The following is a 26971-nucleotide window of genomic DNA, read 5'->3' as shown; positions in this document are numbered from 1 at the left end:
TCAGGACGCCGCCGCCACCAGAGCCGCATAAGGCCCACCCGCCGCAAGAAGCTCCGAGTGCGAGCCCAGTTCGGTCACCCGGCCGCCCTCGATGACGGCGACCCGGTCCGCCGCGGCCGCGGTGTGCAGCCGGTGGGCGATCGCGATCACCGTGCGCCCTTCGAGCACCGCGCTCAAAGACCGCTCCAGTTCCCGCGCCGAACCCGTGTCCAGCAGTGACGTCGCTTCGTCCAGCACCAGCGTGTGCGGGTCGGCCAGCACCACTCGGGCCAGCGCCAGCTGCTGCGCCATCGCCGCCGGGACCGCCGTCGCGCCCGCGCCGACCTTGGTGTCGAGCCCGTCCGGCAGCGCGGCCACCCACTCCGAAGCGCCGACCGAGGCCAGCGCGGCCAGCAGCCGGTCGTCGGACCAGTCCCCGGCGGGCAGCGTCAGGTTGTCCCGCAGCGTTCCCGCGAACACGTGGTGCTCCTGGGTCAGCAGCAGGACCTCACCGCGCAGGACGTCGTCCGGCAGCGACGACACCTCGGCCCCGCCGATCCGCACCGAACCCGAGGTCGGCGCCGACATCCCGGCCAGCAGCCTGCCCAGGGTCGACTTGCCGGCGCCCGACGGCCCGACGATCGCCAGCCGCTCGCCGCGCGGCACGAGCAGGTCGATCCCGTGCAGTACCTCGCGGTCCGCGTTGTAGCCGAAGCGCACGTCGCGGACCTCGATGTCCTGACCGCGCGGAGCATCCGAAACCGAAGCCTCGGAGTCGGAGGGCCGGACACCCAGCAGCCGCCGCAGCGAAGCCCCGGCGACCTGCATGTCCGCGAGCCAGAACAGTGCCTCGTTCAGCGGACCGGTCATGACCTGCGAGTACAGCAGCATCGCGGTGATCGTGCCGAGCCCTTCCCAGCCGTTCGAGTAGGCGAGCAGGCCCAGCCCGAGCATCACCGGCACCGGCAGCACGTAGCTGATCTCCAGCGACGGGATCCACCACATCTGCAACGCCCGGATCTTGCGTTCGCCCAGCATCGCCTCGTCGAGGCCGTCGTGCCCGGCACGCACGCGGCGGCCGGTCAGGTTCAGCGCCTCGGCGGTCCGCGCGCCCTCCGCGGTCTCGTGCGTGGCCGACTGGAGTTCGGACCACCGGTCCAGCATCCGCCGCATCACGTCCGGCACCCGCCGCTGGTACCAGATGTTCACCGGCACCAGCAGCGGCAGCGCGACCAGCAGGCCGAGCGCCAGGAACGGCGACGTGATCACCATCGCCACCACGGTGAACACCACGGTGACCGCGGCGATCAGGATCTCCGGCGCGCCGTGCCGCACCGCGTGGTCGATCCGGCTGACGTCGGTGGTCGCGCGGCTGAGCAGGTCACCGGTGCCCGCCGCCTCGACCGTGCCGAGCGGCAGGTCCAGCGCGTTGCTGACGAACTCCTCGCGGTTATGCGCCAGGATCCGCTCGCCGAACACCCGCGCGCGCAGCCGCGCCAGTCCCTTGAACCACGCCTGCGCGCCCAGCACGACCACGAACGCGATCGCGAGCCAGGTGATCGTGGTGGTGGTCGTGCCTCCGGACACCTCGTCCACCAGCGCGCCCAGCAGTTGCGGCCCGGCCAGCCCGATCGCGGTCGCGACGCAGAACAGGCCGAGCATCACGGAGAACTCGCGTTTGTTGTCCCGCGCGGTCTCCTTGATCCATCGTCGGACGTCTCGTTTGTCTGCCAGCGGCAGCTTCTTCATGCGGGCACTTTCGTACTCACGACCTCGTCGGCCACGTGAGTCCACAGTGGACTCTGGCTGAACACGACGGTGGTCTTGCCGCGCCGCAGCTTCGCGACGCGTTCGGTTATGCGAGCTTCGGTGTGCGCGTCGACGGCCGAGGTCGGCTCGTCGAGCAGCAGGACGTCGGCGTCGGTCGCCAGCGCGCGGGCCAGGTTCAGCCGCTGCCGCTGACCGCCGGAAACCTCACGTCCGCGTTCGCCGATCACTTCGTCGACGCCGTTGGGCAGCGCGTCCACGATGTCTTCGGCGTCCGCCGCGTACAGCGCTTCGGTGATCTCGACGTCGCCAGGCTCCGCGGGGGCGACCTGCTCGCGCAGCACCCCGGAGAACCAGATGTCCTGGTTGTGCGCGAAAACCACCCGTCGCCGCAGTTCGCCGAGGGCGACCTGGTCCACCGGGACCCCGCCGACGAGGGCAGGTTCACTCGGATCGGTGAACCGCGCCATCCGTGAAGCCACCGCCTCGGCATCGGCTCCGACGTCGATCACGGTCAGCTTCCCGGCCTCGGCCCTGATCCCGGACGTCTCGTCGTACAGGTCCAGCGGGCCTTCCGGCAGCGGCAGCGGGGTCTCCGGTTCGGCGAGCGTGCGTTCGGTGGACAGCAGTTTGCACACCTTCCGCGCCGAAACCAGCGCGGCGCTCAGCACGCCCGCGAACTCGGTCGCCGTCGTCACCGGGATCACCAGGAACACCGAGACGCCGTAGAACGTGATCAGCTCGCCGACGCCGATGGCGCCGTTGAGCGCCAGTTGCGCCCCCAGCCAGGTGATGACCACCGTGACCAGGCCCGGCAGCGCGACCTCCGCCGCGGCAAGCCACGCCTCGCTGCGCCCGACCTGCACACCGGCCGCCCGCACTCGCTGGCTGGATCGGCGGAAACGGTCGAGGAACTGCTTCTCGCCGCCGACACCGCGAAGGATCCGCAGGCCGGACACGATGTCCGCGGCCAGCGCGTTGACGTCGGTCTTCTCCTCGCGCTGCTTCGTCTGGCGCTTCTCCAGCGGCTTCAGCAGCGGGCCGATGCCCACCACCGCCAACGGCACGCCCACCAGCGCGACCACGCCGAGCAGTGGGGACGTCGTCAGCAGCGCCGTCGCGCACACGATGAACGCGATCAGTGAACCGAAGGCCCGGCCGAGTACCTCGAAGGAGTCACCGATCGGGTTGATGTCGCTGGTGGTGATCGAGACCACGTCACCGGTGGTGGTCGTGTCCCGCAGGTTCGCGCCCAGCTTCGCGGCGTGCTCGGTGGTCAGGCGCTGCGTCACCCCGGCGCCGTGGATCCAGCAGCCGTAGGACGCGAAGTGCTGCACCGTGCCCGCCAGCGTCTGCGCGATGCCGAGCCCGGCCGCCGCGAGACCCCACAGCCAGACCGAGTCGCCGTCACCGCTGCCGATCGCGTCGATGCCCCGGCCGATCGCGACCGGCAGCAAGGCGATCGGCAGCGACCAGAGCGCACCGCTGATCGCCGAGACGGCGAGCAGTCCCGGCCGCGCGAGCATCATCGCGACCAGGTAGCGCCAGGCGGTCGGCTTGGCGGGCAGCCTCAGTCGCGGAAGGGGATATGTGGCGGAAAGCACGATTGCCGACGGTAAGCGGATCACCGCCCTCGGCGCGACCGATTTATCCGTGGGCGACCGCGAGCCGCCCTCGGCGCTCACCTACTCTTAGGGCCGTGGCGAACCCTGATGTGGACACCGTGACCAGCACCGTTGACATCCCAGTCGACACCACCGCACTTGCCGAAGCGACCCCCGGACAGACCCAGCCGTACGTCGAACTCGGCCTCGCCGACGACGAGTACGCCCGGATCCGGGAGATCCTCGGCCGCCGTCCGACCGACGCCGAACTGGCGATGTACTCGGTGATGTGGAGCGAGCACTGCTCGTACAAGTCCTCGAAGAAGCACCTGCGCTACTTCGGTGAGACCGCCACTCCCGAGATGAAGGAGAAGATGCTCGCCGGCATCGGCGAGAACGCCGGCGTCGTCGACATCGGCGAGGGCTGGGCGGTCACTTTCAAGGTCGAGAGCCACAACCACCCGTCCTACGTGGAGCCGTACCAGGGCGCCGCGACCGGCGTCGGCGGCATCGTGCGCGACATCATGGCGATGGGCGCGCGCCCGCTGGCCGTGGCCGACGCGCTGCGGTTCGGCCCGGCCGACGCCCCCGACACCCGCCGCGTACTGCCCGGTGTGGTCGCCGGCGTCGGCGGCTACGGCAACTGCCTCGGCCTGCCGAACATCGGCGGCGAGCTGGTGTTCGACCCGAGCTACTCGGGCAACCCGCTGGTCAACGCGCTGTGTGTCGGCGCGATGCGCGTCGAGGACCTCCACCTTGCCTTCGCCTCCGGCAAGGGCAACAAGATCATCCTGTTCGGCGCGCGCACCGGCCTCGACGGCATCGGTGGCGTGTCCGTGCTCGCGAGTGACACCTTCTCCGGCGACGAATCCTCGGGCGGCCGCAAGAAGTTGCCCAGTGTCCAGGTCGGCGACCCCTTCACCGAGAAAGTGCTCATCGAGTGCTGTCTCGAACTGTTCGCCCAGAAGCTCGTCGTCGGCATCCAGGACCTCGGCGGCGCCGGGCTTTCCTGCGCGACGTCGGAGCTGGCGGCGGCCGGTGACGGCGGTATGCACATCTACCTCGACCGGGTTCCCTTGCGCGCCACCGGGATGACCCCGGCGGAGGTGCTGTCCAGCGAGTCGCAGGAGCGCATGTGCGCGGTCGTCTCGCCGGAGAACGTCGAGGCGTTCATGAAGGTCTGCGAGAAGTGGGACGTCATCGCCACCGACATCGGCGAGGTCACCGACGGCGAGCACCTGGTCATCACCTGGAACGACGAGGTCGTCGTCGACGTCCCGGCGCACACCGTGGCGCACCAGGGCCCGGTGTACGACCGTCCCATTCAGCGTCCGTCCCCACAGGACGCTTTGCAGGCCGACACCTCGGCGAAGCTGCCGCGACCGTCCACTTCGGACGAACTGCGTGCCGACATCCTCAAGCTGATCTCGTCGCCGAACCAGGCGTCGAAGGAATGGGTGACCTCCCAGTACGACCGCTACGTGCGCGGCAACACCGTGCTCGCGCAGCCGTCGGACTCCGGTGTCATCCGGATCGACGAGTCGACCGGCCGCGGCGTCGCCGTTTCCACCGACTGCAACAGCAAGTTCGTCTTCCTCGACCCGTACGAGGGCGCGAAGCTCGCGCTGGCCGAGGCGTACCGCAACGTCGCCACCAGTGGCGCGAAGCCGGTCGCGGTTTCGGACTGCCTGAACTTCGGCGCGCCGACCGACCCCGGCGTGATGTGGCAGTTCGAGCAGGCCGTGCACGGTCTCGCCGATGGCTGTGTCGAACTAGGCATCCCGGTCACCGGCGGCAACGTCAGCTTCTTCAACCAGACCGGTGACGTCGCCATCCTGCCGACCCCGGTGGTCGGCGTGCTCGGCGTGATCGACGACGTCACCCGCCGCATCCCGACAGGCATCGGCGCGGAGGCCGGGGAAACCCTGCTGCTGCTGGGCGAGACCCACGACGAGCTGGACGGTTCCGCGTGGGCGCGCGAACTGCACGGCCACCTCGGCGGCCGTCCGCCGCGTGTGGATCTGGCGCGCGAGAAGCTGCTCGCCGACATCCTCATCGCCGGTTCCCGCGACGGCATGATCTCCGCCGCGCACGACATCTCCGACGGCGGCCTGATCCAGACCCTCGTCGAGACTGTCCTCATCGGACAGTGCGGTGCCCGTGTCTTCCTCGACGCGGAGCAGGACCCGTTCGTGCAGTTGTTCTCCGAATCCGCGGGCCGGGTGCTGGTCGCCGTGCCGCGTACCGAGGAACTGCGGTTCACCGAGATGCTCACCGCGCGCGGCCTGCCGTGGCGCAAGACCGGTGTGGTGGACCCGGAATCGGGCTCGCTCGAACTCCAGGACATCACCGAGTTCACCTTGGACGAGCTTCGGGAGCCTTGGGAGCGCACGCTTCCGGCGCTGTTCGACTGAAGATGTCGTGCCCCACCGCAAGTAGTCCTCTACTTGCGGTGGGGCAGGCAGACATGAGCGAGCGCACGAGGGCCAGAGCCATCCCGGGTGTCGCGAAAGCCACTTTCGGGACGTCTGATGTCCTGAAAGTGGCTTTCGCGACACGGCCACCGGCCAGTCGCCCTCAGGGCGGTTCAACCGTCCTTCAGCTCGGCAGAGTCGTACCGGGCGCGAGCTTGGCGCCCTCCAGCAACGGTGGCTCCGCGAAGGTGGCCACGCTGAAGTCGACCGGCTTCTCGACGGTCAGGCCGTCCATCTGCACCCGTCGTTTGAAGGCCGCTCCGGTGAGCCTGAGCTCGCCGTGGATCGTCGCATGGTTGAGCGAGAACTTCCCGGAGAGTTCGGCGTTCTCGAAGACGAGGTGATGCAGCACCTCACTGCGATCCGCGCCGAACCAGCCGACCCGCCTCGCCGTCAGTTCCAGCTTGTCGATCCGCGCGTCGCTGAGGTTGAGCCCGAAGGTCGGACCGGTGGTCCCGGCGTGGGGAAGGATGTCGCGGATCAGCCGTTCGGCCGCGCGCCGGACCAGCCGTTCCCGTTCGGCCTCGGCCTCGCGTTCGGTGTCGTTCCAAGGGTTGCCCGGGGTGAACGCGGGATGGGCGAACGGCCGCCGCAGGTAGGCGCACAGCACGTCGAGCACCGTCTGCCGGTACTCCGGCCGCGTCCTGGCCAGCCCCGCGAGCGAATGCATCGCCCCGACCCGCACCTGGTCGGCCTCGTTGCCCAGCAGTTCGATCGACTTGGCGAAGCGCTCGTCCGAGATCCGGCTGCGCTCGATCTCGTGCCGGTCCTCCTCGGTCCGTCTCCGCCGGTCGTTGAGCCAGAGCCCGTAGAGCGCGGCGATCGCCCCGCCGGCGAGGGCACCGGTCTTGAGCGCGTCACCGCGGCTCGTCGCGCGATCCGTGAGCAGCCAGGCGGTGACCCCGACCAGCACCGCGATCGAGGACAGCAACGTCCACAGCAGCGGCGACCTGAGCAGGCGCCTCATCCGTCCGTCACCGTGAGCCGGGCACGGCCGTCGGACAAGGTCTCGACGACCCAGCCCGCCGGGAGTTCGTGATCCTTGGCCGGTTCCACCGTCGTGTTGTAGAGCGACACCGAGTCCGGTGTCGTGCGGAACCTCAGGTCACTGAAGCCCTCGAACCGGGCACGGCGCAGATCCAGCGTCTTCCGGAACTCGGCATCGCCGAATTCCGCTGTCTTCGCGAAGACGCTGTCCTTGAAGGACGTCTCTCCCGCGAACACCGTGCCGCGGAACTCGGCGTCTTCACTGAACTGCACCCCGCTGAACCACGCCCGGTGCTCGAACTTGGCTTCATCGCACCGGAAGAAGCCGATCTTCTTCTTGTCCGCCGTTCCCGCGCCGGTCAGGTACACCGGCCCGAGGAACACGCAGCCCGACAGGTTGGTGCTGCTGTACAAACCCCCGTAGCGCAGCAGGAGCTTGCCGATCTTCCGTTCCGAAAGGTCGAAGTACTCGAGCACCGCCCCGGTCAGGTCGAGGTCGTAGCCCGGCGTGCCCTCGGAATCCGCGGCCGGGAGCAGTTCCCCGATGAGCCGCTGTGCGGTCTGCCGCACCTGGAGTTCCCGCTCCTGCTCCGCGTCACCGGGTTTGGGCAGCTTGTTCTCCGGACGTTTCGCCTCGCCTTCGTACCGCGGATGGTCGAACGGCCGCCGCAGGTACGAGCACAGGATGTCCAGCACGGTCTGCGTGTAGACCGCCCGGCCGCGGGCCAGCCCGGCCAGCGCGTGCAGGGCGCCGACCCGCACCTGGTCGGCGTCGTGCCCGAGCAGCTCGACGGCCTTCGCGAACCGCTCGTCCGAGATCCGGTCCCGGTCCTGGTCGGCCCGCCGCAGTTCGAGTTCCTGCCGCTGCCGTTCGGTTTCCTGCCGCCGCTCCTCGACCTGGCGCCGCCGGTCGTTGAGCCACAACGCGTAGAGCGCGACGATGGCGCCACCGGCGATGCCGCCGGTCTTCAGTGCCTCGCTGCGGCTGGTCGCCGGATCGGTCAGCAACCAGCCGCCGACGGCGACCAGCAGCAGGAGCGAGACGATGAACGTCCAGAGCAGTGGAGAGCGGAGCAACCGCTTCATCTGCTCAGAATACGAAGAAGTTGCGGACGCAGAAGGACTTGTCCGGGTTGTCGTCCGAGGAGATCCCCGATCCGCTCACCTTCTTGCCCTTGACCGTGCCCTCGATGTCACCGGTGATGAACCCGTCACCGATACCGGCGGTCGAGGTGACCTGCAGCTGCGAAGGCGCCGGGGCCATGATGTCGATCGAGTCGCCCATGGTCGCCTTCATGTCCGCGCAGACCAGCGATAGCGCGCCCGCCTTGTCACCGGCGCTCACCTTGGCCAGGAAGTCCTTGAGGTTTTGAACGCCCTTCGGGTTGCCTTCGGAGCCCGTGCCACCGCTTTCGGTGCTCTTGGGGCTGCTCTTGGGCGCGCTCGACTTCGGGCTGCTCTTCGGCGCGGAAGTCGGGGCCTCGCTGGACGACGACGCCGGCGGCGCGGCCGTGTTGCCGCCTTCGTCCTTGCTGAGCAGGAAGCCCGGCGCGACGAAACCGGTGACACCGAACGCGATCAGCACGACCACGCCGATCACGATCCCGATGATCAGGCCGGTCTTGCTCTTCGGCGGCGGCGCGGGCGGGCCGCCGTACCCCTGCGGGTAGCCCGGGTTGTTCGGGTCCCAGCCCTGCTGTTGCGCGTTCGGATCCCAGGCCCCTTGCTGCTGCGGGTACTGCTGCGTCTGGTCCCAGCCCTGCTGGGGCTGCTGCTGATACTGCTGGGTCTGGTCCCAGCCCTGCGGCTGCTGAGGCTGACCGTACTGCTGGGTCTGGTCCCAGCCACCCTGCTGCGGATAGCCGCCGGGCTGCTGCCCCTGGGGATCTTGGCCATAGGGCTGGCCTGGCTGGGGTGGGTAGGTCATCGGTCTCGCCTTCCGTGCTGGGGCCTGAGGCTGGAGATCAGACGGCCGACGGTCGGCGCTGGTTCCGGATCCGCCCGTGCCAGGGGTTTCAGGGGGAAGGTACCGTGCGTTGAAGGCGGCGCGTGAAAGCGGCTCCCGGCGAGGCCGGGAGCCGCTTGTTCACGAAATGCGCAGCTCAGCCGTTGGCCAGTGCCTGCAAGCGGTCGTATGCGCCGTTGAAGGTGTTCTGGTCGAGCGGGCTGGAGGTGTACTGCCACACGGTGTAGAAGCCCCAGCCGTACGGAAGCGCCCCCACCGTCGACGCGTAGCGCGCGATCCACAGCGGGACGGTGCCACCGAAGTTCTGCGACGTGCCGACGCAGGTGCTCCACCAGCTCGTCGAGGTGTAGATGACGGGCCAGCGGCCGGTGCGTGCTTGGTAGCGGTCGTGGAACGCCCGGATCCAGGCACCCATCGCCGACTGACTCAGGCCGTAGCAGGTGGCGCCGTACGGGTTGTACTCCATGTCCAGCGCGCCCGGCAGGGTCTTGCCGTCCTTGGACCAGCCGCCGCCGTTGTTGATGAAGAAGTCCGCCTGCGCCGCGCCGCCGGAAACGTTCGGCAGGGCGAAGTGGTACGCGCCGCGGATGAAGCCCTGGCTGTAGGAACCGTTGTACTGCTGGGCGAAGTACGGGTTCTTGTAGCTCGTGCCTTCGGTGGCCTTCGCCCACACGAAGCGCTTGCCCTGACCCCACCAGTAGGCCCAGTCGACGTTCTTCTGGTAGCTGGCCACGTCCATGCCCGCGACGGTCGCGAGCACCCCGGCCTCGGGCTGCGGCCGCGCGGCCTTGGCCTTCGACTCATGCGTGGAGGTGTCGCCTTCCACGCGCCGGATCTGCGATCCGATCGTGTGGTCGTTCTGCTGGAGATCCTGTTCGATGGACATGATCTCGGGGGACGGGGCGGCCGACGCCTGGACCGCGCTGCCGAGCAGGAGCAGCGCGGAGCCGACGGCGATGGCGATTCTTCGGGAAGTGCGCATCACGACAATCCCTTCACGGATAACCCTCGCTGAGGACGGGAACCTTGCAGGTGGTAGCCGTCCGGGCACGATTGTTGACGACGGGTGCCGGGTTTGTCACTAACTTCCGTGAAATTGGTACTACTCGTGGGTGATTTTCATTTCCAAATAGGCGTGGTTATGTGATCTTGTAACGTCCACTCGGGTGGCGCTCAGCCGGCGGCCAGCGCGCGCACCCGATCGAACGTGCCGTCGAACCAGTTCTGGTCGCCGGGCAGGCTGCCCTTGTTCGAGAACTGCCAGATGGTCTGGGCCTTCCAGCTCGCGGGCAGCTCGCCGATCTCCGTGTTGTAGCGCGCGACCCACAACGGGTTCTGCCAGAACGCGTCGCTGTTACCGGTGCAGCGCTTCCACCAGCTCGTCGACGTGTAAATCGCCGGATGCCGCCCGGTCCGCCGCAGATAGGTCTCGGCGAACGACGCCATCCATGCGATCATCTGCCCGGTCGTCTTGCCGTAACAGGTTTCCCCGTACGGGTTGTACTCGACGTCGAGCGCGCCCGGCAGCGTCTTGCCGTCACCGGACCAGCCGCCCCCGTGGTCGACGAAGTAGTGGGCCTGGGCGGCGCCGTCCGAGATGTCGGGGCGCGCGAAGTGGTACGCACCGCGGATCAGGCCGACGCCGTGGGAACCGTTGTACTGCTGGGGAAACCGCGGATTGACGAAACCGGTGCCCTCGGTCGCCTTCACGTAGACGAACTTCGCACCGGTCCTGGCCGCGCCCGGCCAGTCGACATCGCCCTGATGTCCGCTGACATCGTGGCCAAGGGTCTGCGCCTCGCCGCCGTACAGCGGCCCGAGGGCCTCCACGACACCTTCGTGCAACGCGATCTGCGAGCCCGCGTAATGCTCCTCGGCCCCGTCGTATCGGGGTCTGGCTTCTTGTGTCACGGCGGGGGTCTGCGTGAGCAGCAAGACCCCCGCCGCGAGGACGGCCCCCCAGCCTTTCGAACACACTCTGCGACTCATCACATCGCCACGATCCCCTGGAAAAAGGGAATCAGCGACTCGAACATCACCCGAAAGAGTTGCTTTTTTCCTGAATAAAATGGACCGAGTGGGTTAACCGCGCCCTAACGACGCTCGTCCGAAAGGGCTTTGTCGAGGTGCTCCGATCCGACGATGGCGGTGAGCCGGTCGTGCGGATTGATGGTCACCGGATGCCCCGCGAGCAACGGGACCATGTCCCGGCCTGCCACCGCACGGGCGTGCGGCCATTCGCGCGGGACCAGCGCCTTGGCCGTGTAGGCGGGCACGAGCACCCGGCCGTCGGTGTTGTGGAAACCGATGACCGTGCGCTGAAAGGGCGAAAGGGCGTAGATGAACAGTGTCGAGTCGAGGAAGACCCGCGGCAGGTCGGCGGCCGGGCGGTGGTTCGTCCGCACCAGCTGGAGCAGCTGCTCGAGTTCGTTGCGCGGTTCCGGGAAGCCGAGCGCCTTGGGCGAGGGGCGATACCGGTCGTTGGGGTGGAAGTCCTCGACGATCTCACCCGCGCCGTTCACCGGGTACGCGCCGACGACCGCCCAGGACGGCACCGGGCCGTCGGGATCGAAGGCCTCGTCGATGACGTACAACCAGCTGTTCGGGTTGGCCCTGGCGTTGGCGCGCATCTCTTCGGTGATCTTCGGCTTCCCCGGTTTCAGCTTGCCCGCCGGGCTCGACGCCAACCGATCCGCCTCGTCCCGCTGCGCCATCGCCATCCCCACGTTCCGGGTGCCTGAAGGTTTGTTCGCGCTCACTCTACTGTTCTCCCATGGCCTCTTCGCGTTCGGTCGACCCCGCTGAGTTACGTGCCGCGATCACGGCGATCTCCCCCTGGTTGAGCGGATCCGGACCGGATCCGGCCCGCCCGGAGCTGGCCGCGGCGGTGCGGCTGAGCCTGCGGACACTGGCCGCGGACGCCCCGGGGAAGAGTGTGGAAGTGCGGGTGCCGCCGTTCGCGGCGGTGCAGTGCGTCGAAGGATTGCGGCACACGCGCGGGACGCCGCCGAACGTCGTCGAAACGGATCCGCGCACGTGGCTGGAACTGGCGACCGGGCAGCTCGGCTGGGCCGACGCCGTCGAGTCGGGGCGGGTCACCGCCTCCGGGAGCAGGGCCGATCTGGCCCGCTGGCTGCCACTGGTGCGCCTCTGAACCCTGGGCCCGCGGGTGCCATGAAAGGCCCCTTCATCGCGGATTTTGCGATGAAGGGGCCTTTCATGGCGGCGCTGAGGCTTACTTCTTTCGGCCGATCCCGCCGGAGATCGTCCGCTGAGCCGTGTTCAGCTCCTTGATGCGCGGGCCGTCCGGCCACCAGTCGGCGCACAGCCGGACGCCGGGCTCGACCAGTTCGAGGTCGTGGAACAGCTCCTCGATCTCGGCCTTCGTGCGGAAGGTGCCCGAGCCCATCGGGCTGTGGATGAAGAAGTCCTCCATCTTGCGGGCGATCTCGGACAGCTCGTCCTGCGGGTCGGAGAAGTGCGAGATCGCCACGTACGAACCCGGAGGCAGCGCGTCGATGTACTTCTTCATGATCTGGGCCGGCGCTTCGTGCGGCCCGTTGTAGTGGTGCAGCGTCCCGAGCTGCAGCAACGCGATCGGCTGGGTGAAGTCGATGTGCCGCCGGATGTCCGGGTTCCCGATGATCCGCTCCGGCTCGAAGATGTCGTCCGAGACGAAGTGCGTGTTCTCGTTCTCTTCGAGCAGGGCCCGCCCGTGCGCGAGCACGACCGGGTCGTTGTCGACGTAGACGACCTTGATCTCCGGGTTGATCCGCTGCACGACCTGGTGCGTGTTCTCGGCCGTCGGGAGGCCGGAGCCGAGGTCGAGGAACTGGGTGATGCCCGTCTGACTGGCGAGGAACCGGCACGCGCGGATCAGGAAGCCGCGGTTCTCGGTCGCCAGGTCCTGCGCCTCGGGGGCCGCCTGCTGGACCTTGCGCAGCACCTCCCTGTCGATCTCGTAGTTGTCCTTGCCGAGAAGGAAGGCGTCGTACACCCGGGCGATGCTGGCCCGCGTCGGGTCGACACCCACGGGCACTCGTTCCGTCCGGGGCGGGGCATCGGGCATCTTGAACCTCACAAAACTGTGTCGGAAGTCTCGGGCTCTACGTAGAGTAGAACCACGTACGCGACCGGTAAACCGAGCCGTCCCTGTCGTGTCGAGGCCCAAACGTGTACTTTCAGTAATCGGCTTGTTCCCCTGTGAGTGTCGTCGTACGAAAGGTCCCCGGTCGATGAACGCGGTCACCCCGCCTGGCGGTGAGCAGTCCCTGGGTCCCACCGCGCGACGGATGATCCTCGGCTCACAGCTCCGGCGGATGCGCGAAGACGCGGGGATCACGCGCCAGGAGGCCGGCTACAGCATCCGCGGTTCCGAGTCGAAGATCAGCCGTCTCGAACTCGGCCGCGTCGGCTTCAAGGAACGTGACGTCGCCGATCTGCTGACCATGTACGGGATGACCGACCCGGGCGAGCGGCAGCAGTTCCTCGACATGGTCAAGGAGTCGAACGAGCCGGGTTGGTGGCGCCGCTACGGCGACCTGATGCCGAGCTGGTTCAACGACCTCGTCGGACTCGAAGAGGCCGCGGCCCGGATCCAGGTCTGGGAGCCGCTGTACGTCACGGGCCTGTTGCAGACCGAGGCCTACGCGCGGGCCATCATGAGCCACGGCCGCAAGGACATGGTCAATGAGCAGGTCGATCGCCGGGTCGCGCTGCGGATGCGGCGGCAGAAGATGCTGTCCAGGCCGGACGCGCCGCGGTTGTGGCTGGTGCTCGACGAGTCGGTGCTCCACCGTCCGATCGGCGACCGCGAGATCCTGAAAGGCCAGATCGACTACCTGCTGGAGATGATCCTGCAGCCGAACATCTCGGTCCAGATCCTCCCGTTCGACCGGAGCGGGTACTCGGCCGACAGCGCGTTCTCGCTGCTCAGGTTCGCGGAAGAGGAATTGCCGAACATCGCCTACACCGAATACTTGACCGGCGCGCACTACATCGACAAGCGCGACGAGATCGAGCGGTACAGCCGGGCGCTGGACATGCTCGCGGTCGACGCGGAGACGCCGGACCGCAGCCGTCAGATGCTCCTGAAGCGCCGCGCGGAAATCTGAGCCACTCACCGTTGTGGTGTTCTCCGCCGTCCCGGTGACGGCCTGGGTTTTCTTGCGTGCGCGCGAAAACCCGTTCACGACCGGTAGCTGGCCCTCCTTTTGGGGGAGCCGGTCCTCACACGTTGGCGGGATGGTTGGGGACTTAAGTCCTCACCGCACGCGAATTCTGCAAAAACTTCTGCACGTGCATTTACCGTTGCAGTCACACGTGCTAACTTTGGGATCACAGGCAAATGCACATGCAGATGCATCGCCCGAAGTCTTGAGTCGGGGAAGGTGGGGACCATGGCTGAACAGTTCGACAACGGCATCCCGGCCGATCGTCTTACCGGGGCGCACTGGCGCAAAGCGAGCTACAGCAACGCGATCGGCAACTGCGTTGAAGTGGCGCCGCTCGCGTCCGGCGAGATCGCGATGCGCAACTCGCGCTTCCCGACCGGTCCCGCCCTGATCTACACCCAGGCCGAAATGGCCGCGTTCCTCGCGGGTGCCAAGGACGGCGAATTCGATGACGTTCTCGGGTGACACCATCACCGCGGAAATCACCGGCATCGAAAGCGGCCTGCAAGAGCTGATCCACCGCGGGTACCAGTTCGTGCACCCGTGCGACGCGAACGGCGAGGTCACAGCCGTGGTCGGCGTGCGAGTCCACGACAACGTGGTCGACGTGGTCCGGCTCAACGCCGAGGACGACGTCGTGGCGACCCGCATGCCCGGTACCGAGGAAGACATCCTCGAGCCCGAGGTGTGGCTGTGGCGGACCACCGGCGACGCCGCGACAGTACTGACGGACTTGCTCGCGCTCCCGGACGAACGAACGCCCGGCACACTGTTCCTTCCGGAGACCGCGGCCAACGGCTGCTGGGTCCCTGGCCGCGGCGGCACGTCCAAGTGGCTGGCCGCCGGTTGACAGCGGCCGGCTGAGTCCGACATCCCATGCACAGTCGACCGCCTCTGTCGAGGGGGAGCGGTCGGCTGGTCGGGGGTCGTGAGTGATGGGCCTTGACACCCGCCCGTCACTCACGGTCATTGAACGACCGTTCTGCGCAGGCGTGAAGCCACCCCGGCCGCCCTCTCCGTCTTGTGTGGACTCGCCGACGTCGATCGTGGACGCGGGTTCACTCACCGTCACCGCACAAAGCGTGTCCAGTACCACGTCGCGCGGCGCGTTGATCTCTGGCTCACCGTTTACACTGGTGGTGGCCTGCCCTCTTCTCCCCTGGGAGCACCTCGGTGGTTTCCGACCCGTCCGTCGCCGGACAGCCCGTGACCGACCAGCCCGATCCGGAACCCCGCGAAGAATGCGGCGTCTTCGGTGTCTGGGCGCCCGGAGAAGAGGTCGCGAAGCTGACCTACTACGGGCTCTACGCACTTCAGCACCGCGGCCAGGAAGCGGCCGGCATCTCGGTCTCCGACGGTTCGCAGATCGTCGTCTTCAAGGATCTCGGCCTGGTCAGTCAGGTTTTCGACGAGCAGGTCCTGCAGTCGCTGCAGGGACATATCGCCGTCGGGCACTGCCGCTACTCGACCACCGGCGCGACCATCTGGGAGAACGCGCAGCCGATCTTCCGCACCACCGCCACCGGCAGTGGCCTGTCCTTCGCGCACAACGGAAACCTGGTCAACACCGCGGAACTGCGGGATCGCACGGTCGAAGCCGGGCTCAAACCGCACGCGGGCCTGACCGGTTCGTCCAGCGACTCCGACCTGGTGTGCGGGCTGCTCGCGGCCAACGCCGCCGACAAGGGCATCGAAGCCGCCGCGATGGAACTGCTGCCCACCCTCAAGGGCGCTTTCTGCCTGGTCTTCGCCGACGAGTCCACCCTGTACGCCGCCCGCGACGCGCACGGCGTGCGCCCGCTGGTGCTGGGCAGGCTCGAACGCGGCTGGGTGGTCGCGAGCGAGACGGCCGCGCTGGACATCTGCGGCGCGTCGTTCGTCCGCGAGGTCGAGCCCGGTGAGCTGATCGCCATCGACGCCGAAGGCCTGCGCTCCTCGCGGTTCGCGACACCCGAGCCCAAGGGCTGTGTCTTCGAGTACGTGTACCTCGCGCGCCCCGACACCTCGATCGCCGGCCGCAGCGTGCACGCCACCCGCGTCGAGATCGGCCGCAAGCTTGCAGGCGAGCATCCGGCCGACGCCGACCTGGTCATGCCGGTGCCCGAATCCGGCACCCCGGCCGCCATCGGCTACGCGCAGGGCTCCGGCATTCCCTACGGCACCGGCCTGGTGAAGAACGCCTACGTCGGCCGCACCTTCATCCAGCCGTCGCAGACCATCCGCCAGCTGGGCATCCGGCTGAAGCTGAACCCGCTGCGCGACGTCATCCGCGGCAAGCGGCTCGTCGTGGTCGACGACTCCATCGTCCGCGGCAACACCCAGCGCGCGCTGGTCCGCATGCTGCGGGAAGCCGGCGCGCTCGAGGTGCACGTCCGGATCGCCTCACCGCCCGTCCGCTGGCCGTGTTTCTACGGGATCGACTTCGCTTCCCGCGCCGAACTGGTGGCCAACGGCGTCGACCTCGACGGCATCCGCCGCTCCATCGGCGCGGACACTTTGGGCTACATCTCCCTCGACGGGCTGGTCGCGGCCTCGGAGCAGCCGAAGTCGCGACTGTGCACCGCGTGCTTCTCCGGCGAGTACCCGATCGCGTTGCCCGAGGACGCGCTGATCGGGAAGCACCTGCTGGAGAGCCTGGACTCGGTCAATGGCGCGGCGAAGCCCGTCAGCCCTGCCGGGTACGGTGCTGAAGACGCCATCCGGCGTCCCTAGTCCTTTCTTCCAGAGTTGGAGTCCGCTTCCGTGAGCGAGTCCACGAGCGCCACGTACGCCGCCGCCGGGGTCAGTATCGACGCCGGTGACAAAGCCGTTGAGCTGCTCAAACCGCACGCCGAGAGGGCCACCAGGCCCGAGGTGATGGGCGGGGTCGGCGGTTTCGCCGGGCTGTTCTCCCTGAAGCTGGACAAGTGGAAAGAGCCGGTACTGGCCTCGTCGACCGACGGGGTCGGCACCAAGATCGCCGTCGCCCAGGCACTCGACAAGCACGACACCGTCGGCATCGACCTGGTCGCGATGGTCGTCGACGACCTGGTCGTCACCGGTGCCGAGCCGCTGTTCATGCAGGACTACATCGCCGTCGGCAAGGTCGTGCCGGAGAAGATCGCGGCGCTGGTCGGCGGCATCGCCGAGGGATGTGTCCAGGCGGGCTGCGCGCTGCTCGGCGGCGAGACCGCGGAGCACCCCGGTCTGATGGGCGAGCACGACTACGACCTTTCGGGTACCGGTATCGGCGTCGTCGAAGCTTCGAAGGTGCTCGGCCCGGAGCGGGTCCGCCCCGGTGACGTCGTCCTCGCGCTCGGCTCGTCCGGCCTGCACTCCAACGGTTACTCGCTCGCCAGGCACGTACTGCTGGAGATCGCGCGCATGCCGCTCGACGGGCACGTCGAGGAGTTCGGCCGCTCGCTGGGCGAGGAGATGCTGGAGCCGACCAGGATCTACGCGAAGGACTGCCTCGCGCTGGTGGCCGAAGCCGATGTCCGCACGTTCGCGCACGTCACGGGTGGCGGGCTGGAGCAGAACCTCGCCCGGGTCATGCCGCGCGGCCTGGTCGCGAAGCTCGAACGCGGCACCTGGACGCCCGCGCCGGTGTTCGCCCTGATCGGGCACCGCGGCAAGGTCGAGCGCGCCGAACTGGAGAAGACGTTCAACATGGGCGTCGGCATGGTCGCGATCGTCGGCGCCGACGACGTCGACCGGGCGCTGGCGATGCTGACCGCGCGGCACGTGCCGGCGTGGATCCTCGGCGACGTGCAGCCCGCGGAAGACCCGGACGGCCCGCGCGCCGTGCTTTCCGGTGACCACCCGCGCTTCTGATAAATCTCTTGGCTCAGGTGGAACACTGGGCTCGTGGCTGATGACGTGGTGGTCGGCACCCGGTTCGTGATCCCGGGTGCCGAATTGAGCGAACGGTTCTCCCGGTCGTCGGGTCCGGGTGGGCAGGGCGTGAACACCACGGACTCGCGAGTCGAACTCTCCTTCGACGTGGCCGGTTCGGCTGCGATCCCGGAACACCTCCGGGCCCGCATGCTGGACCGGCTTTCGTCGCGCCTCGTCGACGGCGTCGTCACGATCACCGCGTCCGAACACCGCTCCCAGCTGATGAACCGGGAAGCCGCGCGGGCGCGGCTGGTCATGCTGCTGGTGGACGCGTCGGCGCCCCCGGCCGCCAAGCGGCGTCCCACCAAACCCTCACGGGGTTCGAAGGAACGCCGCCTGGCCTCGAAGAAACGCCGCGGCGAGGTCAAACGAACCCGCCGCGGCGGCTACTCGGACGACTGAGTTCCCGCGATCAACGCCGGACGGACGGGTTCACGCGAGTGGTCATCCGTCGATGTGGATCCCTGCTCCGCTGACCGGGACTGACAGGTGCACGCACTCGGCCGAGGTCCTGAAACCGACCCGGCCGTAGACGCGCTCCGCCTGTCCGGCGCCCGGCGTCAGGAACACCGAATACCCGCCCCGTGAATGGGCAACTCGGGTCAAGTGCGCCGTCATCGCCGCCGCGATCCCGCGGCTCCGGTACCCCTCGATCACCCCGATGCCCGCGATCTCGGTCGCGCCGTCCAGGATCGCGGTCGCGACCCCGCCGCCGACGACCTCACCGGTTTCGGCGACGGCCATCACCGACAGGGTCTCGCCGCTCAACTGATCCGGCGACGGTTCGAGGTGCTGATCGGGATCGGCCTCCCCGAAGGCGAGGTTCTGCGCCCGGATCATCTTCCGCAGCTCATCGGCCGTTTTCGGATCCACCAGCGTGATCCCGGCCGGTTTCGGCTGCTTGACGAGCTGCTCCGGAGTGCAGATCATCAGCGGGACCCGCCGCTCCAGCGTGTACCCGCCCTTGACGAGCACGGCCTCGGCGGCCGGAACCGCTTCCGTCAGGAACTCCAGGCGCGGCACGAGTCCGCGCATGCGGAACGCCTCGGTGAGCCGGGTGACGTCGTCCGAAGTGGGGACGGCGCCGTCGTCGGGGATCGCGTAGTTGAGAAAGGGGCTGTCGGCCTCGAGGTAGTACGTGGCCAGGAAGGGCCCGATCCGCTCGGTTTCACGGAATTTCGCCGCGGTGACGCGGATGTAGGACTGTAGCGCCCTGATCGTGTCGGAAAGCACTGGTTGTCATGCCTTTCGGGCAGGAAAGAGAGACGCACGGGAGGACCCGCGTGCGTGGTGGAGTTGGCGTGTGCGCCGGCTAGCTCGTGCCGACGGCGCTGAAGGCGTCAGGCATGAGGCATCCCTCTTTCCAGGCAAAGTGGTGCTTTCGCGATCACCTTCGCACGGCGGTCAAGCGATTTACCGGCGAGTGCGCGATGCTCGAGTAGCGCCAAGAGGTGATCTTTCCGGTAGCGGAAAGGGCTTCCCCGTGCTTGGCTTGGAGGAGCGGCCGTCCACAGTGGAGCCTGTGGACAAACCTGTGGATGGTTGCGAAGTCGCAGGAAGAAGGCGTTATCCCACAAGGAAAAGCCTGATGATTGACCTGTGTACTACTTGCCGTGTCCGGCGAGCTCCCGTGCGCGTTCGATCAGTTTCTGCAGGTGCAGTCCGCGACCCACGTCACACGGGTGCGAGGTCGTCCCGCTCGCGGCCATCGCGGCGAAATCGTCCAGAAGCGCGGTGTACGACTCACCGGCGGAACCCGGTTTCCGCCCTAACGTGCGATAGCCGTGCTCGCCGTAAACGGCCACTTCGACGACCGTCGGCTGGATCGGCAGCCGCAGCGACAGGGTCGCCGTACTGGTCGCGCCACCCGCGTGGGCGAACAGGCACTGCCACAGATCGTCATCGCTCCGGTGCGCGGCGAGCACGTCGGTGATCTCACCGAGCGCCGCGTCCAGCAGATCGAAGGCGTGCGGGCCGATGTCGGCGAGCGCGCCGGAGTCGTGCCGCCACGCCGAATCCTGGTACTGCCCGCCGAGCAGCGCGCCGGAAAGCCAGCGCGCGCCGCCGCCGCGCCAGCCACCCGCTTCCTTGATTCCGTCGAGCCAGTCCCGGGTCATCGGCGAGTACCGCAGGATCAGGACCACGAGGCTGACCACGCCGGCGGCGCCGACCGCGTCCGCGAGCCTTCGCGCGCCGTCGAGATCCGCGGCGATCGGCTTCTCCAGGATGACGTGCTTGCCCGCCTCCGCCGCCTTGACCGCCAGCTCCGCCTGCACGGCGGGCGGCACGGCGAACGCGACCGCGTCCACCTGGTCGAGCAACTCTTCGAAGCTGCCGACAGCCTCGGCGCCATGCGCTTCGGCCAGCTCCGCGGCGGCTTCGGGACGCCTGGCCCAGACCGCGCTCAACGTCGTACCCGGGTGATCGGCGAGGCCCGGCGCGTGCACCGTCTTCGCCCACGGACCGGCACCGACCAGACCCGCACGCAGTTGTCCTTGTCCCACGGCCCCGAGTCTAGGTGTGCCACCACGCAAGCTGTACGCACCATCGAGTTGCGTTCAAGGTGTGCAAGTCCGTCGCGGAGTTGCGTTCACAGCGACCGGGCGACCCGGTCGTAGATGTCCAGAAGTTCGCCCAGCTTGGCTGAGGTCGGCACGTGCGCGGTGTCGAGGTCGAAGACCCGGAACCGGTTGCGCGGGGTGCGCTCGTCGGCCTCCCGGATCATCCGGTCCTGCAACGCGGGCGGGATGATGTTGTCCCGCAGGTGCCGCACGTACACACGCGGGACGCACCCCCAAGTGCGCAGGTCACCGCGGGAATCGACGTCGCTCTTCCCGGGTAGCTCGTCCGGCATCATCGAGTTCAGGAAGGCGTGGAACTCGGCATCGGTGCTGTCGCTCATGAAGGCCTCTTTCGCCTTCGCCAGGCGCACCGGGTCGGCGATACGCCAGTTCGAGCGGAACGCCCCGACCACCGCCGGGTCGGCCACCATGAACTCCAGCAACGCCATGACCTGCGTCGTCTTACCCTCGTCGGTCCGCAAGTAGTGACCAGGAGTGGGCAGTGTGCCGCAGCAGAACGCGGTGTCGTAGACCAGCAGGTCGATCAACCGCGGCACCTGGTTCGCGACCAGGCTGATCGCCGCGCCGCCGATGCTGGCACCGACGAGCACGACCGGGCCGAGCGCGGCCGCCCGGCGGACGGTTTCCACGGTCGCGGCGATGTGGTCGGCCACGGTCACCCCCGCCAGCGGCGACGGTTCGGTCGCGAAAGCCGCGAGGTCCTGCGGCGCCTGATACGAACGCCTGAACTGGGCGTCTGCCGGCCGCTGGCCCGGCAGGTCGACGCCGACGCAGCGGTATCCGCGCAGGACCAGTTCGTTCGGGACGCCGGAGACGCCGTTCGCGCCCGCGGCGAACACGAACGTCGGCACGCCGCGGCGTTCACCCGCGGCCGCCGGACCCGCGGCGGCGATTCCGGTGAGGCCGGTCAACCCGGCGACAGTGATTGCCTTGCGACGCGTGTGCTTGGTCATGCCGTCCATGCAACCGGGGACACCGGTTGCACGGACAGCCGAAGAAGTGGTCGCCCGCCGCTGCGAAAGTTGCGGCTCAGGAGTAGCTGTAGAACCCGCGGCCGGTCTTCTTGCCGAGCAGGCCGGCGTCGACCATGCGCAGCAGCAGCGGCGGCGAGGAGTACAACGGTTCCTTGAACTCGGCGTACATCGAGTCCGCGATAGCCTTGATGGTGTCCAGGCCGATCAGGTCCGACAGCCGCAGCGGGCCCATCGGATGCGCGGTGCCCAGCTCCATGCCGCGGTCGATGTCCTCCGCCGACGCGAAGCCCGACTCGATCATCCGGATCGCCGAAAGCAGATACGGCACGAGCAGCGAGTTCACGATGAACCCGGCGCGGTCCTGCGACCGGATCACCGTCTTGTGCAACGCGGTCGTCGCGTGCTCCTCCGCGCGGCGGGCGGTGTCGTCGCTGGTCAGCAGCGAAGGCACCAGCTCGACGAGCGGCAGCACCGGGACCGGGTTGAAGAAGTGGATGCCGACCACCTGCTGCGGGCGGTCGGTCGCCATCCCGAGCTTCATGATCGGGATGGACGAGGTGTTGGACGCGAACACCGCGTCCTCGCGCTCGACGATCTTGTCCAGCGACCGGAACACCTCGATCTTGGCCTGCTCCTGTTCCAAAATGGCCTCGATGACGAGGTCGCGGTCGGCGAACTCGCCGATCTCGGTGGTGAAGCGGAGCCGTCCGAGTGCCGCGTCGGCGTCTTCCTGCGAGAGCTTCCCGCTCTTGACGCCGCGTTGCAGCGACTTCTCGATCCGTGCCCGCCCCGAGTCCAGCGCGGGCTGGTTCACCTCGGTGATGATCACGTCGAGTCCGGCACGTGCGTGCACCTCGGCGATGCCGGAGCCCATGAGCCCGGCTCCGATGACACCGACCCGCGTTATGTCGGACATGGCACCTCTTCCCTATTTTGGGCAGCACGCGACACGCGAGGGTGGTACCCGGGGCAAAGCCCCGAGCCACCCTCGCGTGTCACGCGTCGCTCAGCGGCGGTATTCGTCGTACCCGTCGTACGGGTCGTCGTCTTCCCGCTTGTCGTCCTCGTGCCCGTAATCCGAAGAACTACTGGACAGCTCGCGCTGCAAAGCATCGAAGTCGGTTTCGTGCGAGCTGTACTTGAGCTCGCGCGCCACCTTCGTCTGCTTGGCCTTAGCCCGGCCGCGCCCCATGGCTCGACCCCCTCGCACAGGGGCGGGGCGGCCGGGGGAATCGGCGGCCCCGCATCGTCTCGACAATTATTTCCTGCTGACACCGTACCGTGTCCGGGGGGTTGGATGCGACGTGGCACGGTGTGCCGGTGGCGACAGTGTTCACCGGACGCCGGTTACCGGCCGGTCGGTGGCGATAGTCGCAGGTCGGCGTGTCACGATGCTCGTGTGCCCCGTCCGTTCGCGGCCTATCTCCGCGTCTATGAGCCCTTGCTCGCGCTGGGCGATCCACCGGACGAACGCCTGCTGGAGGCCGTCGAAGCCGCCCGGCTCGATCGTTCGGCCGCGGGCGAGCGCGAGCAGTCACTGTGGCTCAAGTCACAGCATGCCGGGCGGCTGTTGCCCGCCGAACTCGCGGACGGCCGGGCCGCGCCCAGCCTCGTCACCGATGTCCTCGTCCTCGACCCCGAAGACGTGCCGGAGGGTGAGCACGGTGACGCCGGTCCGGGGCCGCTGCTCTGCCCGATGGAGATCCGCGCCCGCTCGGCCGCGGCGCTGGTGACCTTCCTCGGCGACGCGCATCCGGCGCTGAAGAACGCGGTGCTCGGCGCGGGCGGCGCTTCACTCGACATGATCCGCGCGCGGGCGAAGTCCGCCATCGGCGATCTGACCGCGTCGGCGTCGCACACGCTCTCGACGACGTGGACCGTCCCGCTCCCGTGGTTCGTGCTGTTCGATCCCGGGATGCGCCGGGTCAAACTGGGCAAGGGCCGCGACGACCCCGAGCGTGAAGTGTCGTGGCGGGTCTCCATCGCCGATGCGCGGCATCGCGCCCGCGAGGTCGGCGACCTGCTCGAAGCGACCTTCGGTGACTCAGCGCCCGGCCGAGTCCTGCTCGAGACGCGACGCTGGCTCGACAGCTTCCACCCCGGCTCGGCGGTCGAGCTCGACTACGGCGGCCTCGTGCAGCTCTTCGCCGACTCGATCCTTCAAGCCGACACGACCGCCGAAGAGGTGCACGACATCCTTGACGCGCTCCGCACCGGCAACGTCGACGAACTGGCCGAACTGTTCGCCGACCTGCGGGACTTCTGGGGCGACCTGGCCGCTCGGGAACGCGCGAACTAGCCGATGTCTCTCGAAGCGCGCTTTCGGATTTCCGCAGCCGGGCCGCGGCATCCGCTGTTCACTCACCCAGCCAGGTCAGCGGCCCGCCTCCGCAAATCCGAGGCCTCTAGCCGAAGAGACCGGCGGCGACACGCAGTTCGCCGACCGGTTTCCCACCACCCAGAACGGCCGATTCGGTCAGCCGCTCCGCCTCGCCGTCCGGGTCGATGCCGAGGTGGCGCAGGGTCGCGAGCAGCAGTGGGAGCCGTGCCCGCGCGGCGCCGTCGTCGATCTTCAGTGCCAGCGCGGTGCCGTCGGGGAGGGCGAACGCGTGCACTCCCTCGGCGCCGCCCTTCGAGAGCAGGCCCTCGACGCCCTTCATCAGGACGGTGTCCTCACGGCCGGTGCCCGCGACCTGCCACGGATGCGCGCGGACGGCGTCCGCGACCCGGCGTTCCGGCCCGCCCATCGCGGTGACCAGCCTGCCGAAGGACCGGGCGAGCCCGGTGAGGGAGAACGCGAACAGCGGGGCACCGCAGCCGTCGACGCCGACCGTTTCGATCGGCTCGCTGGTGAGGTCGGCGACGGTCGCCTGGACGATCTTCTGCAGCGGATGGGTCACGGCCGCGTAGTCCTCGGTCGGCCAGCCGAGCTGGACGCAGGTCGTGAGCATCGCGGCGTGCTTGCCGGAGCAGTTCATGGCGGCGCGGCGTTTCCCCGCCGCGGCCACGGCGAGCATGCTCGGCTCGTGCAGCGGGAACGCGGGCGGGCAGGCCAGCGCGTCCTCGGTCAGCCCCACGCGGGAGAGCAGCGCCAAAGCGCCCTCGACGTGACCGGCCTCGCCGTTGTGCGACCCGCAGCCCAGCGCGAGGTCCTCGTCGCCGATCGTCAGGCCGGCGCGCAGCATCCCGACGGCCTGGAGTGGCTTGTTGGACGAGCGCGGATAGACCGGCCGCTCGACGTCCCCCGCGGAGAACCGCACCGAACCGTCCGGGGCGGTGATCACCAGCGCGCCCCGGTGCGTGCTCTCCACGAAACCGGACCGGACGACCTCGACCAAGACGGGATTCGTCACTCGGAGCCGCCACGTTCGGTGTCGAGAAGATCGTCGACCGAGGCTGTGCCCTTGCGGTAGCGGGTCGCGATCTCGGCGTTGATCGTGTCCATCACGCCCTGCACCTCACGGCGGTATGAGGAGACGGAGACCTCTTCGTCGGCGTACCTGTCGAGGGCGTTGACGAGCTTCTCGTCCGAGAGGGTGCTGACGTCGGAAAGGTCCGTGTCGCCGATGAGCGCTTCGGCGAACCGCCGGTGCTCGCCCGCACGGGACGGCTCCAGCCGCTGATGCCTGCCCGAACCCGTGGCCGGGCCGATCGCGTTGTCCGCCAGTATCGCGGCCAGCCGCTCGACCACACTGCTCTCGCCGCCCGAACTCCGGCGCTCCTGCTCGGCCCGGACGATGTCGATCCGCGCGTGCAGCAACCGCCGCAGATACGACAGGTCGGTCTCCTCCTGCGCCGCCTCGTCACGGCGCTCGCGCAGCACGGAAAGGGGCAGCTCGCCGAGGTCGCTGAGATACCCAGGGCCGAGCACGCGGTCGATACGACGGCGACCACCGGGCCGGACTTCGATCACCGGGCTAGCTTAACGCGCGCCGGGCGAAATGTTCCGCGGGGCGCGATACCACAAGGATCCTCGCCCCTCGCGACTACCTCCCTTGCTCTTTCGGTCACCTCCAGAGCGCCCCCCACCCGTCCCGGGGGCGGCCCCTGGTCCAGTTTACCGGGGGTGGGGGTGGAAAAGTGCTGGTCGGCGGAGTTGTCCACAGGTGGGCAGAGTTGTGGATAACTGGGGTGAGGCGAAGGGCGCTCCCCCTTCAGCCCCTGGGGCTGAAGGTCTCAGGTACATGAAGGCCCCCTTCACTGCGCTAGGCGCAGTGAAGGGGACCTTCATGTACCTGGAACGTGCGCGAAGGTCGAGTTTCCTTCGCTGAGCCGAGGTAAGGGGGCCTTCACGCGCTCTCGTTGGGGCCGGTGGTGCTGCTGGGACGAAAGTGGTGGTCCAGGGCCGGAGGAGGGGAACTTTGGGGACCCAGAGTCCCGCAACAAGGCCTTCACGGCACGCACCACCAAGCCCAGAAGCACGAAAGCCCAGAAGCTGTCAGCCCCGCAGTCGCTGAGCGGCCTCCCGGCCGGGAGCCGGAGCCTCAGCCGGAACGGAGTCCGGGTCGATGGCCGCCTGCACGACGCGATCCTCCGCCCCCACCAGCAGTTCGGCACCCGGTTGCGTCGAGCGTTTGACCAGCGCCAGTGCGATCGGTCCCAGTTCGTGGTGCTGCACGACACTGCCGACGCGTCCGACGGTCCGCTCCCCGAGGACCACCGGATCGCCGGTTTCCGGCGTGATCTCCGGCGAACCGTCCAGGTGCAGCAGCGCCATGTACCGCGGCGGCCGCCCGACGTTGTGGACCTTCGCGACGGTCTCTTGCCCGCGGTAGCAGCCCTTCGCCACGTGAGCGGCGGAGTCGACCCAGTTCACCTCGTGCGGGATCGTGCGCTCGTCGGTGTCGAGGCCCAGCCGCGGCCGCAGCGACTCGACGCGCAGCGCGTCGAACGCCCAGCTGCCCGCCGGCCGGGCACCGGCGTCGGTCAGGCGGCGCCACCAGTCGGCGAGTTCGGCGCGGGGCACGGCGAGATCGACGCTGTTCCGTCCCGGCCACGGCATCCGCCGCGCGAAACCGCCACCGGGGAGTGACACGACCGAATACGGGTCCGAACTCAAGGAGACGTCGACAGCGGCCAGTACGCGATCCGCGTCGGGGCCGAGGACGGTCAGCAGCGCCAGTTCGCCGGAGACATCTCGGATGTCCACTTTGGACCAGAACTTCATCGCTTCGAGGTACTCGCGCAGCGTCTGTTTGCCGCCGGACGGAAACGCGCTGGTCGCCACCGCGCCCCGGTCGCTGTCCAGCCACACCGTTCCGTCCGCGTGCGCGACGACCATGTGGGTGTCCACGCGGCCGTGGGTGTCCAGGACGAGCGCCTCGGTGCCGGTGCCTTCGGCGAGCCCGGTGACGTGCTGCGAGATCACCAAATGCAGCCAGGACAACCGTTCTTCCCCGGTCACGGCCAGGATCTCGCGGTGCGAACGGTCGATCACGACCGCGCCGCGCGTCGCCGTCCGTTGCTCGGCGAAGGGGTCTCCCCAATGCCACGGGACACCCTCTTCAGGATGCCCGTCGGGTGCCGCGATCGGTCCGGGAAGGTCGAGCAGGGGGGAGCGGTAGGGCATGAAACCCATGGTAGTGAGT

Annotated in this window: 26 protein-coding genes; 9 read left to right on the top strand and 17 right to left on the bottom strand. The window is 68.5% G+C overall.

Features of this window, described 5'->3' with window-relative positions:
- Positions 1-1728, bottom strand: coding sequence for an ABC transporter ATP-binding protein (locus BS329_RS05805; protein WP_076156229.1), 1728 nt, complete (start codon positions 1726-1728; stop codon positions 1-3).
- Complete coding sequence (locus BS329_RS05800; RefSeq protein WP_076156228.1) at positions 1725-3350, bottom strand: ABC transporter ATP-binding protein; 1626 nt, start codon at positions 3348-3350, stop codon at positions 1725-1727. Before BS329_RS05800 ends, BS329_RS05805 begins: the two co-directional genes overlap by 4 nt.
- A gap of 119 nt (positions 3351-3469) precedes the next feature.
- Here BS329_RS05800 and purL point away from each other — a divergent pair, with 119 nt between their 5' ends.
- Positions 3470-5764, top strand: a complete 2295-nt coding sequence (gene purL / locus BS329_RS05795) for a phosphoribosylformylglycinamidine synthase subunit PurL (RefSeq protein WP_143252911.1) — start codon at positions 3470-3472, stop codon at positions 5762-5764.
- Positions 5765-5948: 184 nt separating this feature from the next.
- Here purL and BS329_RS05790 read toward each other — a convergent pair whose 3' ends face one another.
- The 6 genes from BS329_RS05790 to BS329_RS05765 form a co-directional block, all read right to left on the bottom strand.
- Complete coding sequence (locus BS329_RS05790; protein WP_076156225.1) at positions 5949-6791, bottom strand: hypothetical protein; 843 nt, start codon at positions 6789-6791, stop codon at positions 5949-5951.
- Positions 6788-7897, bottom strand: coding sequence for a pentapeptide repeat-containing protein (locus BS329_RS05785; protein WP_076156223.1), 1110 nt, complete (start codon positions 7895-7897; stop codon positions 6788-6790). The genes BS329_RS05790 and BS329_RS05785 overlap by 4 nt, the downstream gene beginning before the upstream one ends.
- Positions 7898-7901: 4 nt before the next feature.
- Complete coding sequence (locus tag BS329_RS05780) at positions 7902-8738, bottom strand: Twin-arginine translocation protein TatA (RefSeq protein WP_076156221.1); 837 nt, start codon at positions 8736-8738, stop codon at positions 7902-7904.
- A gap of 175 nt (positions 8739-8913) precedes the next feature.
- Positions 8914-9759, bottom strand: coding sequence for a lysozyme (locus BS329_RS05775; RefSeq protein ID WP_076156220.1), 846 nt, complete (start codon positions 9757-9759; stop codon positions 8914-8916).
- Between the two features lie 191 nt (positions 9760-9950).
- Complete coding sequence (locus BS329_RS05770; protein ID WP_076156218.1) at positions 9951-10766, bottom strand: lysozyme; 816 nt, start codon at positions 10764-10766, stop codon at positions 9951-9953.
- 104 nt (positions 10767-10870) lie between these two features.
- Complete coding sequence (locus BS329_RS05765; RefSeq protein WP_076156915.1) at positions 10871-11497, bottom strand: type VII secretion system-associated protein; 627 nt, start codon at positions 11495-11497, stop codon at positions 10871-10873.
- A 53-nt stretch (positions 11498-11550) separates the two neighbouring features.
- On the opposite strand from BS329_RS05765, the gene BS329_RS05760 reads away from it, so the two are divergent.
- Positions 11551-11931, top strand: coding sequence for a sterol carrier family protein (locus tag BS329_RS05760; RefSeq protein WP_076156217.1), 381 nt, complete (start codon positions 11551-11553; stop codon positions 11929-11931).
- Positions 11932-12012: 81 nt separating this feature from the next.
- On the opposite strand, the gene BS329_RS05755 is transcribed toward BS329_RS05760, so the two are convergent.
- A complete protein-coding gene (locus tag BS329_RS05755) occupies positions 12013-12810 on the bottom strand; it encodes an SAM-dependent methyltransferase (RefSeq protein WP_076156215.1) in 798 nt (265 codons plus the stop codon).
- 202 nt (positions 12811-13012) lie between these two features.
- Here BS329_RS05755 and BS329_RS05750 point away from each other — a divergent pair, with 202 nt between their 5' ends.
- From BS329_RS05750 to arfB, 6 genes are all read left to right on the top strand, one after another.
- Positions 13013-13891, top strand: coding sequence for a helix-turn-helix domain-containing protein (locus BS329_RS05750; protein WP_076156214.1), 879 nt, complete (start codon positions 13013-13015; stop codon positions 13889-13891).
- A gap of 285 nt (positions 13892-14176) precedes the next feature.
- Positions 14177-14416, top strand: coding sequence for a DUF397 domain-containing protein (locus tag BS329_RS05745; RefSeq protein WP_037320466.1), 240 nt, complete (start codon positions 14177-14179; stop codon positions 14414-14416).
- Positions 14400-14801: a hypothetical protein gene (locus BS329_RS05740; RefSeq protein ID WP_076156212.1), complete on the top strand. Its 402-nt coding sequence runs from the start codon at positions 14400-14402 to the stop codon at positions 14799-14801. The genes BS329_RS05745 and BS329_RS05740 overlap by 17 nt, the downstream gene beginning before the upstream one ends.
- Positions 14802-15124: 323 nt before the next feature.
- Positions 15125-16663, top strand: coding sequence for an amidophosphoribosyltransferase (purF, locus tag BS329_RS05735; protein WP_076156211.1), 1539 nt, complete (start codon positions 15125-15127; stop codon positions 16661-16663).
- Between the two features lie 30 nt (positions 16664-16693).
- A complete protein-coding gene (purM, locus tag BS329_RS05730) occupies positions 16694-17764 on the top strand; it encodes a phosphoribosylformylglycinamidine cyclo-ligase (RefSeq protein ID WP_076156912.1) in 1071 nt (356 codons plus the stop codon).
- A 33-nt stretch (positions 17765-17797) separates the two neighbouring features.
- Positions 17798-18229, top strand: a complete 432-nt coding sequence (gene arfB / locus BS329_RS05725) for an alternative ribosome rescue aminoacyl-tRNA hydrolase ArfB (protein WP_244197039.1) — start codon at positions 17798-17800, stop codon at positions 18227-18229.
- Positions 18230-18271: 42 nt separating this feature from the next.
- On the opposite strand, the gene BS329_RS05720 is transcribed toward arfB, so the two are convergent.
- The 5 genes from BS329_RS05720 to BS329_RS05700 all read right to left on the bottom strand — a co-directional run bounded on the left by BS329_RS05720 (position 18272) and on the right by BS329_RS05700 (position 22575).
- Positions 18272-19060, bottom strand: a complete 789-nt coding sequence (locus tag BS329_RS05720; RefSeq protein WP_084749395.1) for a GNAT family N-acetyltransferase — start codon at positions 19058-19060, stop codon at positions 18272-18274.
- A gap of 371 nt (positions 19061-19431) precedes the next feature.
- A complete protein-coding gene (locus BS329_RS05715) occupies positions 19432-20331 on the bottom strand; it encodes a Gfo/Idh/MocA family protein (RefSeq protein ID WP_076156209.1) in 900 nt (299 codons plus the stop codon).
- Between the two features lie 86 nt (positions 20332-20417).
- Positions 20418-21362 carry an alpha/beta fold hydrolase gene (locus BS329_RS05710; RefSeq protein ID WP_076156903.1) on the bottom strand — a complete coding sequence of 315 codons (945 nt, stop codon included), beginning with the start codon at positions 21360-21362 and terminating at the stop codon, positions 20418-20420.
- A gap of 76 nt (positions 21363-21438) precedes the next feature.
- The gene (locus tag BS329_RS05705) at positions 21439-22299 is read right to left on the bottom strand and encodes a 3-hydroxybutyryl-CoA dehydrogenase (protein ID WP_076156208.1); all 861 of its coding nucleotides are present in this window, start codon (positions 22297-22299) and stop codon (positions 21439-21441) included.
- 90 nt (positions 22300-22389) lie between these two features.
- Complete coding sequence (locus BS329_RS05700) at positions 22390-22575, bottom strand: DUF3073 domain-containing protein (RefSeq protein WP_076156206.1); 186 nt, start codon at positions 22573-22575, stop codon at positions 22390-22392.
- A 207-nt stretch (positions 22576-22782) separates the two neighbouring features.
- Between BS329_RS05700 and BS329_RS05695 the strand changes: the two genes are divergently transcribed.
- Positions 22783-23682, top strand: a complete 900-nt coding sequence (locus BS329_RS05695; RefSeq protein WP_076156204.1) for a DUF8083 family protein — start codon at positions 22783-22785, stop codon at positions 23680-23682.
- 106 nt (positions 23683-23788) lie between these two features.
- Here BS329_RS05695 and BS329_RS05690 read toward each other — a convergent pair whose 3' ends face one another.
- The 3 genes from BS329_RS05690 to ygfZ form a co-directional block, all read right to left on the bottom strand.
- The gene (locus BS329_RS05690) at positions 23789-24736 is read right to left on the bottom strand and encodes an asparaginase (protein WP_076156203.1); all 948 of its coding nucleotides are present in this window, start codon (positions 24734-24736) and stop codon (positions 23789-23791) included.
- On the bottom strand, positions 24733-25296 hold the full coding sequence (locus BS329_RS05685) for an RsiG family protein (protein ID WP_076156201.1): 564 nt from the start codon (positions 25294-25296) through the stop codon (positions 24733-24735). The genes BS329_RS05690 and BS329_RS05685 overlap by 4 nt, the downstream gene beginning before the upstream one ends.
- 525 nt (positions 25297-25821) lie before the next feature.
- Positions 25822-26952, bottom strand: coding sequence for a CAF17-like 4Fe-4S cluster assembly/insertion protein YgfZ (gene ygfZ, locus BS329_RS05680; protein ID WP_076156900.1), 1131 nt, complete (start codon positions 26950-26952; stop codon positions 25822-25824).
- Positions 26953-26971: the final 19 nt, after the last annotated feature.

It is taken from the genome of Amycolatopsis coloradensis (assembly GCF_001953865.1).
Taxonomy (GTDB): Bacteria; Actinomycetota; Actinomycetes; order Mycobacteriales; family Pseudonocardiaceae; genus Amycolatopsis; species Amycolatopsis coloradensis.
The sequence above is the reverse complement of the archived record's forward strand: the minus strand, read 5'-3'. Positions and strand labels throughout refer to the sequence as shown.